Raw genomic sequence first — 12,976 nt, 5'->3', positions numbered from 1 at the left:
AAGGATGGCTATGAATAATAACGAGTCTTTACGAAAAATGGTGCACGACGCTCGTGCGCCGCTAAACCGTATTTCAATGAATGCAGAGTTAGTTAAGCTCGTATTAGAAAATGATATGCCAAAGCAAAAAGCACTTGAGGCATTAAATAAAATAATAGCTAATTGCCAGCAGTGTAGTGAGCACTTACAAGAAATAAGTGACACTCACGGGGCTGACTAAGCACTCATAGATTAGGAAGTAAATGCACAAACAAAAAGGAAAAATAGCGATCAATTGGGCTGGCTTTATTGCCGTGGTGCTCTGTATCGTGGTGGCTAACGCTTTTTTAGCTATTGATAGTATTCGCTCGCTCACTGAAACACAAAACAGCCTAGATAACACGAACTCGCTCAATACAGCAATTGAGCGATTACACTTATCTTTGGTGCAAGCTGAATCGGGTCAACGTGGTTATTTACTCACTGATCGTGAAGATTACTTAATGCCTTACAATGATGCAATTGCCTCGATGCAAGCACAGATAATGCTTGTGAAAAGTTTGCATTCAGAAATACCGGGTCAGGCAGATCGCATTGCTCGTTTTCTTTACTTAGTAAATGACAAAATTGCGGTAATGACTAAAACGACCGATCTGGCTTTAGCCAATAAAGACGTTAAGGCTCGTAGTTTGTTATTAACTAACCAAGGTCGCGATTTATATAAAGAAATTCGCCTAGCAGTTGATGAAATTCAAATGCGTGAGCTTAATTTCAAGATAGATCAGTTCACTAAACTCTCGCAAATAAAAGACGATGCTAAGTTAACATTTGCAATTACAGCTGTTACTAGCACTTTATTAATTATTGGTATGTTCTTGTTAACACGTATCAATTTGCGTAACCAAGCCAAGTACCGAGCTGAACTTGAAAATCAAAATGAGAACCTTGCGGCAAAAGTAGCAGAGCGCACCCAAGAGCTGACCATCTATTCAGATGAATTAAGCCGCTCAAATCGAGAGCTTGAAGAATTTGCTTTTGTTGCAAGTCATGACTTACAAGAGCCACTGCGAAAGATTCAAGCTTTTAGTGACCGCCTTGAAAAAATGTTCAAAGATGATCTCGGTGAAAAAGGCATTGATTATATTAATCGCATGAAAAACGCAGCCCAGCGAATGTCTAATTTAATTAATGATTTGCTTGAATTTTCACGAGTAACGACTCGGGGCAAAGACTTTACTGATACTGACTTAAATGAGGTTGTTGCAGAAGTACTTGATGATCTTGAAATCGCGGTTAATGAATCTGAAACCACTGTTAATCTCGATAAGTTACCGCACATTCAAGCTGATCCAAGCCAAATGCTGCAATTATTCTTAAACATTCTGTCTAATGCAGTGAAGTTTAGGCGTGAAAATGTGCCGCCTGTAATCAACATTAGTTACCAGCGAACCAAAGAGTTTAGTCAAGTTCATAATGCAGAGGTAGAGTGGGAAATAATTACTATTTCAGACAACGGAATTGGCTTTTCTGAAGAGTACCTAGAAAAAATATTTGTACCATTCCAGCGTTTGCATGGTCGCTCTCAATATAAGGGCACAGGCATAGGCCTATCAGTTTGTCGCCGAATCGTTGAACGCCATGGTGGAGAAATCACGGCGAATAGTCGCGTTAATGAAGGTGCAAGCTTTACAATTAAATTACCTGTGGAAACATCGCTTTTCACACTACAAGGAGAGGCGTAATGCCACTTAATAAAGTTAAACCAATTACTATTTTAATGGCTGACGACGACGAAGATGATCGTTTATTAACCCAAGATGCATTGGCCGAAAGCCGTGTATTGAACGAGCTATTTTTTGTTGAAGATGGTGTAGAGCTGCTTGAATATCTTGAGCGTAAAGGCAAATTTAGTGAAAAAGAAAAATCGCCACGTCCGGGCTTGATTTTACTTGATTTAAATATGCCGCGCATGGACGGTCGAGAAGCGCTCCAAGCAATCAAAGCGAACCCTAACTTGAAGGGCATTCCGGTTGTTATTTTAACCACATCAAAACAAGAAGAAGATATGGTTAGAGGCTATGACTTAGGTGCTGCATCATACATCACGAAACCGGTTACTTTTGAAGGTTTAGTCGAATTGATGCAAACACTAGGAAAATACTGGGTAGAATTTGTAGAGCTGCCAACATCACGAAACGATTAATTCCGATTAGCGACAATACTTAATTAGGCTAATTGGCATAAGGAGCCAGAATGTTAGATAAGGTAACCCGATTACTCTTAGTAGAAGACGATGAAGATGACTATATTCTCACCTGCGACTACCTAGAACAATTAGGTTCCCATACATTCGATGTTGAGTGGTTAAGCTGCCCAGAACAAGCCATTAGTGTGCTTAGCGAAAACAAGCATGATATTTGTTTGTTAGATTATCGCTTAGGTGCCTCTGATGGCTTAGAAGTGCTGAAACGGGCCGTTGATAACGGTTTTCGCGGTCCGATTATTATGCTGACAGGGCAATCTGATGAAGCTCTCGATTCTGCAGCACTTGATGCTGGTGCGGTTGATTATCTTGTCAAGAGTGAGATGAACTCTAGCCGCTTTGCCCGTGCTATTCGTTATGCTTTAGCTCGCCGAGATGTTGAAGATGAGCGTGTAGAGCGCTTAAAAGCCGAAGCAGAAAACCGCTCTAAAGACCGCTTCTTGGCACATTTAAGTCATGAGTTACGTACACCATTGTCATCCATCTTGGGTTACACTGAGTTACTTATGCACAGCGATAAAAATCTACATGCCCAAAATGAGTTGAGCGTGATTTATAGAAATGGTAAGCACTTATTGAGCTTACTCAATGATGTCCTCGACCTATCAAAAATAGCTGCTGATAAACTTGAACTAAACTGCTGTGATGTCAATTTAGATAGTTTAATGACTGATGTTTATACTCTAATGCGTGTCTCAGCGCTTGATAAAGGCTTAACTCTTAAATTTGAGTCACAACAGGCACTACCTTTAGTGATCAATACCGATGCTACTCGGTTGCGCCAAATTCTAATTAACATCATTAATAATGCTATTAAGTTTACTAACCAAGGTGAAATTACCGTTCGCGCTTGGACTGCTTGGGTCCAGGAGCGTGAAATGCTGTTTTTTAGCATTAAAGATACAGGCTTAGGTATTCCAGCAGAAAAACAAGCATTGATATTTAAGCCATTTGAACAAATTGCTGATGTTGAATCCCGAGATGTGGGGGGAGCAGGGCTTGGCCTTGCAATTTGTTCAGAACTACTGAGCCGTATGCAAGGCAGTATTGAACTAGAGTCAACCCAAGGCGTGGGCTCAGAGTTTACTCTTTCTATTTACCCTGGCAACATTCGAGATATTGAACGCCAAGTACTTCGCTTTGATTCAAACCCAGATTTTCAGCAAAAACTAACCACGCTTAAAACAAGTGGGCGGGTATTAGTGGTAGACGACCTAAAAGATTTACGCAATCTGGTTGGTCATATGATCACCAGTACTGGCGCAGAAGTAGAATATGCAGAAAACGGTAAACAAGCGATTGAAAAAGTAGCTAATGCAGAGCAAGCAGGTAAGCCTTTTGATATAGTATTTATTGATTTGCATATGCCCGTTATGGGTGGCAAAGAAGCCACTATTGAGCTTCGCAAAATGGGTTATCAAGGGCCCATTATTGCCCTCACCGCCGCCACTATGAAAGGGGTGAAAACAGAATTAAGTGCGCTTGGCTTTAACGATATGATTGCAAAACCTGTTGATGCTGGGTTGCTTTACCAAGTGCTAAATCATTATATTTGCGAAGGTAAAACTGAACCTGTGGTTGAGCAAGATGACAGCCCTGAAATGACCATACAGAGCACTCGCTATTTATTGGTGGAAGATGACAGTGATGCGGCGCAAATCACTCAGTTATTGCTTGAAAGTTTAGGTGTTGAAACGGTAATAGCACCAAACTGTGTTGCGTGTCTTGCGACACTCAAAGACGATCAAAACTTTGATAAAGTCTTACTCGACATGCACTTGCCAGATGGTGAAGGCCTTGATTTAGCAAGCGAAATTAAACAGCGCCACCCTAACTTAAAGTTAGTTATTGTTAGTGGCGCAGAGCCAGAGCCTAAAAAAATCGAACCTCTTGAGATTGAGCAAGTCCTCTTAAAGCCGATTAATCTTGGCTTGTTATCAGAGCTTATTGACAGCTAATTGAATGCCTAACTACTAGCTCAGGTTCAAATAATGTTTGTAGCGGTGGGGTTTGTTTTTGATAAACATGATTTAACACCCAGTCCGCTGCCATACGACCCATTTCATCTATTGGGTAGTTAACCGTGGTCAATTGTGGGTAAACATGGCGGGTGAAAAACACGTTATCATAACCCATAATCGATAATTGCTTAGGTAAAGTTAAACCTAAATCTCTAGCACTTGCCATGGCACCAACCGCCATTTCATCATTGGCACATATCAAAGCAGTGAAAGGATGCGTTTGTTGATGAAGGGCTTTTAATCCTTCATAGCCGCTCTCTTCCATAAAATCACCTTGGAATAATAAGTTTTCATCAAACTCAAGGTTAAACTCATGTAGTGCTTGCTTATGTCCTTCTAGGCGGTCTTTGGCATCTTGTTTCCAAAGAGGCCCGCTGATGTAGGCAATTTTTTTATGACCATGCTCTAAAACATGTTTAGCAGCTAAATAACCACCTTTGATATTGTTAAGCAGAATACAGCGGTCACTGAGTTCACTGATATAGCGGTTGATCAATACAAAGGGAGTTCGACCTTTACTGAGTTTAATAAGATACTCGTCGCTAACTGCTTCAACATGCAAAATAAGACCATCGCAATTACGACTAATCAGAAATTCAATGCCTTGTTTTTCGCGTTCTTCATCACTGTGACCTGCAGCAATAATCAGGTGTTTGCCTTGATTACGAAAGGTATCTTCAATGCCACTCATCATAGGCCCGTAGAATGGACCTTGTAATTCAGAGACCAATAAGCCAACACTGTTAGAGCAATTTGATGCCAATGACTGAGCAATTGAATTAGGTCTATAGCCAAGTTTATCCATTGCAGCAGTGACCTTTTTACGGGTGGCATCACTGACATTTGCATTGTTGTTCATTACTCGTGAAACGGTTGCAAGGGAAACACCTGCAAGTTTCGACACCTCATAAATGGTGGCCATGTTATTCCTTACTAAACAAAGTTATGGATGCTGCTTTAACGATAAGTCGGCACTGATCTGCTCAACTGTTTGATTATCAAGAATATACCTTTTCATGATAAAAGCGACAAGCATACTACCTATTGCAGGGTAAAGGGTAAATGAAATTAAGATACCCGAAAGTGTCTGCTCACTCAGTTCGGTATTTGCTTCATAGCCATAAAATGCGAGTAACCAACCTGCAATTGCACCACCAAGGGCAAGACCAAGCTTAATAAAAAATACTACGCTCGCGTAAACAAGGCCTGTCAGTCTTTCACCAGTTTTCCATTGCCCATAATCTATGGTGTCAGCCATTTTTGCCCACAATAAAGGGGTCGCCATTTGCGTGAAAAAACACCATAAAAAGTACACCACAAAGGCAAGTATCAGCTGCTCGCCAGGCAACCAAAATGCCACGCAACTAATTGCTGCAGAGATATATTGCAAACGAATATAGGCGGTTTTCTTATCAACTCGTTTACTCAGTGGGTTCGCACAAGCACAACCAAGAATGTTACCTATCATACCGATGGTAACAAAATAAGTGACTAGCTCGGCTTCACCAAGTACATATTTTACATAGTAAATGGCAAGGGTTGTACGTAATACCATACTGGTTAACAGCATAAATGCAGCAAAGCACAACACCTTAAACGGGCCATTTTGCCAAAGCGTGCTCATGCGGTTTTTCCAGCTTAATGATGAGCTGTTATGAGCCGCAACGCGTTCTTTGGTAAAGCGAAAACAAATTAAAAATAGAATGACGCCTAAGCCACTCATCAAGGCCATAGTGAGTTGATAGCCTGTGGCGTTGTCACCTTTTCCAAGCCAGTTGACTAAAGGCAAAGTACAGGCACTGACAATTAAGCCGCCGAGCATGCCAAATACAAATCGATAAGACTGAATAGATACTCGCTCTTTAGGGTCGCCACTTAATACTCCCCCTAACGCTGAGTAAGGAATATTAATAGCGGTATAAACCAGCATCAGTAAAGTGTAAGTAACAAAAGCGTATATTACTTTACCTGACTCAGGTAGGTTTGGCGTGGTGAAGGTGATCATACTGATCACCCCGAATGGTAGGGCAAGCCAGAGTAAGTAGGGACGATAACTTCCCCACTTAGTACGGGTTGAATCAGTTAAAGCCCCCATCAATGGGTCAGTAATTGCATCAACGACTCTTACCACTAAAAACAAGGTGCCAACAATAGCGGGTGAAATACCAAAGATATCAGTATAGAAAAAAGTTAAAAATAACATCACCGTTTGAAAGATGATATTACTTGCTGTGTCGCCTAATCCGTAGGCTATTTTTTCTCTTTTAGTCAGCATGTGTGTTCTCGATTGTTGTTATTTTTATCGCTGTTTAAGTAGTGTGCGATATTGTTTTGCGCTTTCTTTTAAAATGCGTTGTTGGTTTTGATAATCAATATAAACTAATCCAAAGCGCTTTTCGTAGCCATACGCCCATTCAAAGTTGTCCATTAAGCTCCACGCAAAGTAGCCTTGAATATCGACGCCTTGGCGAATTGCATCACAAACCGCATTTAAGTGGGTATGATAATAATCTACACGTTCAATGTCGTTCACTTCACCGTTTTCTAACGTGTCGGCCATGGCTGCGCCATTCTCAGTGATATACATTTTTGGCAAATCATATTGCTGATGCAGTGATACCAAAAGCTCAGTTAAACCTTGTGGGTAAACTTCCCAGCCCATATCTGTAACACGTACACCCGCAAGGCTTGCTTCTTCAAACCAGCCATCAGCGGTATTTTTGTAGTGTATGCGGGTATAGTAGTTAACGCCAATAAAGTCGACGGCTTGGCTAATTATCGCCATATCGCCAGCAACAATAGTGGGCTTAACTTCATCAGCTAAATCATTAAATAAAGATGGGTAAGCGCCTTCTAAAACAGCTTTGATATACCATTGATTATGGTACTGATCAGCAAGTTCTGCGGCTTTTATATCATCGGCTGTTAAAGGGTAGGTCGGGCTGAAGTTTAATACGATACCCGCTTCTGTTTCTGGGCAGTTTTTACGTAATACTTGCATGGCAAGGCCATGAGCAAGCAATAAGTGATGAGCTGCTTGACGACCTGCCTGTTGTGATTTAATACCAGGTGCATGTACACCCACCTCATAACCCAAATAGGCACTGCAAAAAGGCTCGTTCAAGGTTGCAAATGAATCAATCAGGTGACCCAAATGGCGAGTTACAAGTTCGGCATATTCTTTGAATTTATAGGCCGTTTCACGATTTAACCAGCCACCATTATCTTCAAGGTATTGGGGTAAATCCCAGTGATATAAAGTAACATAGGTTTTAATATTACGTGCTTTTAAAGCTGTTAATAACTGAACATAAAACGCCATTCCCTGCTCGTTTACCGAGCCATCTTGAAGCATGACTCTAGGCCACGAAATAGATAAGCGGTAAGCATCTACGCTCAAGTCTACAATCATCTCGACATCTTGCTGCCAACGAGCAACATGGTCACAAGCTACATTACCATGACTTTGGTCTGCGATGGTTCCAGGCTTTTCACAAAATGTATCCCAGATACAATCGAGGCGTTGCTCGCGTGCACCTTCAATCTGAAATGAGGCTGTTGCAACACCGAAAGTGAACTCGGGTTTGAGTAAAGGTGAATCAGGTAACAGTGAAATTGATTTATGCACAGTTGATACGCGTCCTTCGGGTTAGTGTAAGACTTAGCTGATTAGAGTTTAGACTCGGCTGTAAGCGCTTACAATTTTTCTGCAAATAAATTGCTAAATATGATTAATATGTTATAAATGTAAGCGCTTACATTTAATGTTGCAACATATTTCGCTATTTGTTGTTAGTGATTAAGTACCAAATTTTGCTGTAACAAACTGATAAATATAATTAACTAGAGAAGAAAATTATGGCTCATGTATCAACTCCTGTTTCGGCTGCTTCAAGCCAAGCAGATATGCCAAAGCAACACTTCGCACTGGCATCATTGACCACATTATTTTTTATGTGGGGATTTATAACTTGTCTAAATGACATATTAATCCCTTACTTAAAAGGTATGTTTTCACTTAACTATACGCAGGCTATGCTCATCCAATTTTGCTTCTTTGGTGCGTATTTTGTGATGTCAATTCCGGCAGGTAAGTTGGTCAGTCGAATTGGCTATCAGCTTGGTATTGTTGTGGGTTTGGTGGTTGCATCCGTTGGTTGTGCACTATTTTACCCTGCCGCTGTTGCCCATGTTTATGAGCTATTTTTACTGGCCTTGTTTGTACTGGCATCAGGTATCACTATTTTACAAGTATCTGCAAATCCTTACGTAAGCGTACTTGGTCCGCAAAAGACAGCCTCTTCACGTTTGACTATGACACAAGCATTTAACTCATTAGGAACGACGGTTGCGCCAATTTTTGGTGGTTGGTTGATTCTATCTGAAATTAGCCAAGCCACGGCAGAAGAAGTGAAGCTACCTTATTTAATGTTGTCGTTAAGCTTATTAATACTTGCCGTTATCTTCGCATTTTTAAAGCTACCAAAACTAGGTAAAGAAAGTGACAGTGAAGCGGCTCATCAAGATTTAGAAGACTTTGTTGATTTAGGCAGTGTTTGGCGTTATCGCCATTTAATTTTAGGCGCCGTAGGTATCTTTGTGTATGTGGGCGCAGAAGTGGCAATTGGTAGCTTCTTAGTGGGCTTTTTGACCCTTGATAATATTGCGGGTTTAGCAGAAAAAGAGGCCGCTCATTATATTAGTTATTATTTCGCAGGAGCCATGGTTGGTCGCTTTATTGGTGCGGCTGTAATGCAAAAATTTAATGCAGGTAAGGTATTAGCATGTCATGGCTTACTTGCCGTAATGCTTGTTGTGATTGCCATGACGGGTGAGGGAAGCCTTGCTATGTGGGCAATTTTACTCGTGGGTCTATGCAATTCGATTATGTTCCCAACGATTTTCAGCCTAGCGCTACATGGTCTTGGTAAATACACCTCTAAAGGCTCAGGCATTTTATGTTTAGCGATTGTGGGTGGTGCAATTATTCCTCTATTACAAGGTATTTTAGCGGATTCTATTGGTGTGCAAATGGCGCTATTTTTACCAATTGCATGTTACTTATACATTACTTACTTTGCGCTGGTTGGCTCAAAAGTATCGACTCAGACTCAGCAATCATCATAGGTGAAAAAAATGAAATTGAAAAAAACATTCACTCTCTGTTCGTTAATGATGGCAAGCGTCAGCATGCTAGGTTGTAGTGGGCAAGACAAGGTTACAAACGTGAACGCTGAGCAAGAAATTTGGCCAAACATCGAAACAGGTATTGCAGCAAATCCAGAGATGGAAGCAAAAATTGCGAAAATACTCACAAATATGACCCTAGAGCAAAAAATTGCTCAAATGATCCAGCCAGAAATTCGCGATATTACCGTTGAAGATATGCGTAAATATGGCTTTGGTTCTTATCTTAATGGTGGTGGAGCATTCCCTAATAATGACAAACATGCCAGCGCCGCTGACTGGATTGACCTTGCTGAGAAAATGTATCAAGCCTCTATAGATGACTCGCTCGATGGTAGCTCTATACCTACCATGTGGGGCACCGATGCAGTACATGGTCATAACAACGTTATTGGTGCGACATTATTCCCACATAACATTGGCTTGGGTGCGACAAATAACCCTGAGCTAATCGAAAAAATTGCAGCTGCTACAGCGCAAGAAGTGATGGTAACTGGTATCGACTGGGTGTTCGCGCCAACTGTGGCTGTTGTGCGTGATGACCGCTGGGGTCGAACTTACGAGGGCTACTCTGAAGACCCTGAAATTGTTAAATCTTACTCAGCAGCTATCGTTAGAGGTTTGCAAGGCGCGGTTGATGACGATTTCTTATCTGATAAGCGCGTAATTAGCACTGTTAAACACTTTTTAGGCGATGGCGGTACCGAAGGTGGTGATGACCAAGGTAATAACACGGCATCAGAGCAAGAGTTATTTGATATTCATGCGCAAGGTTATGTTGGTGGCTTAGGTGCGGGTGCACAAACCGTGATGGCGTCATTTAACAGCTGGAATGGTGAAAAAATTCACGGCAGCAAATATCTACTTACCGACGTGTTAAAAGGCAAAATGGGCTTTGACGGTTTTGTTGTCGGTGACTGGAACGGCCACGGTCAAATTCCGGGGTGTACTAATGGCAATTGTGCACAAGCCGCAAATGCGGGCCTTGATGTGTATATGGTTCCGACAGATGCATGGAAACCACTATACGAAAACCTTATCAAGCAAGTGAAAAGTGGTGAAATTGCGCAAAGCCGAATTGATGATGCGGTAACGCGTATCTTACGTGTAAAAATGCGCGCTGGTTTGTTTGATAAACCAAGCCCAGCTAAGCGTCCGCTTTCTGGTAAAACAGAGATTATTGGCAGTGCTGAGCATCGTGCAATTGCAAAACAAGCGGTACGTGAATCATTGGTGCTTTTGAAAAATAAGCAAGCGTTATTACCTCTATTACCAAATACAAATGTATTAGTTGCAGGTCAGGGTGCTGATAACATTGGCATGCAGTCTGGTGGCTGGACGATTACATGGCAAGGCACAGGCAATGAAAATAGTGACTTCCCGGGTGGTAGCTCTATTTTTGATGGCATTAAAGCAACCGTTGAGCAAGCCGGTGGGCAAGTTCAATACGATGAAAATGGTGCCTTTGAGATTAAGCCAGATGTTGCGATTGTAGTATTTGGTGAGCAGCCGTATGCAGAAGGCAATGGTGATTTAGATAACCTTGAATATCAACGCGGTAATAAAACTGATTTAGCACTTCTTAAAAAGTTAAAAGATGCGGGTATTCCTGTGGTGTCACTATTTATTAGTGGTCGCCCAATGTGGGTGAATGCTGAGCTTAATGCTAGTGATGCGTTTGTTGCAACTTGGTTACCTGGTAGCGAAGGTGATGCAATTAGCGATGTTATCTTTAAAAAGCAAGATGGCTCTATCAATCATGACTTTAAAGGTAAGTTATCTTTTTCATGGCCAAATAATCCTGTAGGTAACCAAAATCGTGGTGATAAAGATTATGCGCCACTACTGCCTTATGGCTTTGGTTTAACTTATCAAGATAAAAATACATTAGCGGATGACCTGAGCGAAAAATCACAAGTTTCTGCTAAATTAGAAGACTTAGTATTATTTGAACGTGCCGTAAAAGCACCATGGTCACTACAGTTGCAAAGTGGTTCTGAGCTGCAAGCTATGACCAGCAGCCGTGCAGCATTAAATGCTGTTAGCGTAAAAACCTTTGATAAAGACGTGCAAGAAGATGCGCGCGCAATTAGCTTTAATGGTAAGGAAGCAGCTGCTGTTCGCTTAATGGCGGCGTTCCCGTCGGATCTGCGCTCATACGTTGAAAAAGCTGGTCAGTTAGAAATGCAAATTAAAGTAGATCAAGCTGCTGATGCGCCGTTAATGCTAGGTATGCAGTGTGGTGAAAACTGTGACGGTCAATTTGATATTAGCAAACAAGTTAAAGGTACAAGTGATTGGCAGACGCTAACCGTTGATTTGAGCTGCTTTGCTGAACAAGGTGTGCAGCTTGGGCAAGTGTTCTCACCGTGGCAGTTAGCTACTGAAGGTGCATGGCAAGTATCAATTGCTAAATTATCATTAAGTAGCTCACACACGCAGGACTCTTCAGTCTCATGTCAGTAAAACCATATGTCGTTATTTTGCTAACAGGTGTACTTAGCGCCTGTCAGCAAACTGCTGAGCCTGTCAAAGCTAGCTTAGGTGATGGATGGCAGTTAGTTTGGCAAGATGAATTTTCACAAAATACTCTTGATTTGGCTAAGTGGCAACATGAAGTCAATTGTCGAGGTGGCGGTAATGATGAGCAGCAATGCTACACCGCACGAAGTGAAAACAGTTTTGTCAAAAATGGCTTATTGCATATTGTTGCTCGGCAAGAGCAATACACTGGGCCTTTACATAATCGCGATGAAGTAAGCAGCGATGCTGAGCGAGAAAAGGTGGCAACACAGCCTTTTACTTCTGCACGTTTACGTACTAAAAACTTAGCTGATTGGCGATATGGCCGTTTTGAAATTCGCGCTAAATTGCCTGCAGGACAAGGGGCGTGGCCTGCGATTTGGATGTTACCTACTGATTGGCATTATGGCCGCTGGGCATCTTCAGGCGAAATAGACATCATGGAAGCGGTGAATCTAAAGACCCTTACTGATGACAAAACAGCGCCAGCAGGTAGCCTTGAGACACGCGTACACGGCACTTTGCATTACGGTGGTCCTGCGCCAGAAAATGTCTACAGTGGTACGCCTTATCGTTTCAACGAAGCAGATAACCCGGCTGATAATTTTCATGTTTATGCCCTTGAATGGCAACAAGATGAAATTCGTTGGTATGTTGATGATGTTCATTATGCGACATTTCACCACGACCATTGGTATTCAACATCACAACAACAAGACGGCTCGTTTATAGAAAATAAGGGGTTTGCTCCATTTGATCAGCGTTTTCACTTACTCCTTAACTTTGCTGTAGGCGGAAACTGGCCTGCAAATGTGAATGACAAAGGCGTTGATTTTGCGGGTTACCCTAAGCAAATGCTGGTCGATTATGTACGTGTTTTTCAATGTAGTAAAAATATTGAAACAGGCATTGGTTGTGCAACTACACAGCCATCTGCAGTACAAATAAAGGGTAAGTAAATTATGAGCCAAAAGCCTGCAGATACATCGCCGAACTCGTTGTA

Annotated in this window: 10 protein-coding genes; 7 read left to right on the top strand and 3 right to left on the bottom strand. The window is 41.7% G+C overall.

All coding sequences use genetic code 11. The features are described from left to right. The first annotated feature begins 4 nt into the window (after window positions 1-4). The 4 genes from EVU92_RS00490 to EVU92_RS00475 are packed head-to-tail and all read left to right on the top strand — an operon-like array spanning window position 5 to window position 4,200. Window positions 5-220, top strand: a complete 216-nt coding sequence (locus EVU92_RS00490) for a histidine kinase (protein ID WP_130049595.1) — start codon at window positions 5-7, stop codon at window positions 218-220. 22 nt (window positions 221-242) lie between these two features. Continuing rightward, window positions 243-1,721: a sensor histidine kinase gene (locus EVU92_RS00485; RefSeq protein WP_130049594.1), complete on the top strand. Its 1,479-nt coding sequence runs from the start codon at window positions 243-245 to the stop codon at window positions 1,719-1,721. Next, window positions 1,721-2,182, top strand: coding sequence for a response regulator (locus EVU92_RS00480; RefSeq protein WP_130049593.1), 462 nt, complete (start codon window positions 1,721-1,723; stop codon window positions 2,180-2,182). Before EVU92_RS00485 ends, EVU92_RS00480 begins: the two co-directional genes overlap by 1 nt. 50 nt (window positions 2,183-2,232) lie before the next feature. Continuing rightward, window positions 2,233-4,200, top strand: coding sequence for a response regulator (locus EVU92_RS00475; protein ID WP_130049592.1), 1,968 nt, complete (start codon window positions 2,233-2,235; stop codon window positions 4,198-4,200). On the opposite strand, the gene EVU92_RS00470 is transcribed toward EVU92_RS00475, so the two are convergent. From EVU92_RS00470 to EVU92_RS00460, 3 genes are read right to left on the bottom strand one after another with little or no spacing between them, the layout of a single operon-like run. Then, complete coding sequence (locus tag EVU92_RS00470; protein ID WP_130049591.1) at window positions 4,187-5,185, bottom strand: LacI family DNA-binding transcriptional regulator; 999 nt, start codon at window positions 5,183-5,185, stop codon at window positions 4,187-4,189. The genes EVU92_RS00475 and EVU92_RS00470 overlap by 14 nt on opposite strands. A gap of 21 nt (window positions 5,186-5,206) precedes the next feature. Then, window positions 5,207-6,538 (bottom strand): glycoside-pentoside-hexuronide (GPH):cation symporter, encoded by a 1,332-nt coding sequence (locus tag EVU92_RS00465; protein ID WP_130049590.1) that lies wholly within the window; start codon window positions 6,536-6,538, stop codon window positions 5,207-5,209. A 24-nt stretch (window positions 6,539-6,562) separates the two neighbouring features. Continuing rightward, complete coding sequence (locus tag EVU92_RS00460; RefSeq protein WP_130049589.1) at window positions 6,563-7,891, bottom strand: GH1 family beta-glucosidase; 1,329 nt, start codon at window positions 7,889-7,891, stop codon at window positions 6,563-6,565. A 230-nt stretch (window positions 7,892-8,121) separates the two neighbouring features. Between EVU92_RS00460 and EVU92_RS00455 the strand changes: the two genes are divergently transcribed. Genes EVU92_RS00455 through EVU92_RS00445 form a run of 3 tightly spaced genes read left to right on the top strand, consistent with a single transcriptional unit; the run spans window position 8,122 to window position 12,932 of the window. Further along, on the top strand, window positions 8,122-9,390 hold the full coding sequence (locus EVU92_RS00455) for a sugar MFS transporter (protein ID WP_130049588.1): 1,269 nt from the start codon (window positions 8,122-8,124) through the stop codon (window positions 9,388-9,390). Between the two features lie 9 nt (window positions 9,391-9,399). Then, a complete protein-coding gene (locus EVU92_RS00450; RefSeq protein WP_130049587.1) occupies window positions 9,400-11,916 on the top strand; it encodes an exo 1,3/1,4-beta-D-glucan glucohydrolase in 2,517 nt (838 codons plus the stop codon). After that, the gene (locus tag EVU92_RS00445; protein WP_130049586.1) at window positions 11,907-12,932 is read left to right on the top strand and encodes a glycoside hydrolase family 16 protein; all 1,026 of its coding nucleotides are present in this window, start codon (window positions 11,907-11,909) and stop codon (window positions 12,930-12,932) included. The genes EVU92_RS00450 and EVU92_RS00445 overlap by 10 nt, the downstream gene beginning before the upstream one ends. The last annotated feature ends 44 nt before the right edge of the window (window positions 12,933-12,976 follow it).

Source organism: Pseudoalteromonas sp. MEBiC 03485 (assembly GCF_004195145.1).
Classification (GTDB): Bacteria; Pseudomonadota; Gammaproteobacteria; order Enterobacterales; family Alteromonadaceae; genus Pseudoalteromonas; species Pseudoalteromonas apostichopi.
This window is presented reverse-complemented; position numbering and strand designations above follow the sequence as displayed.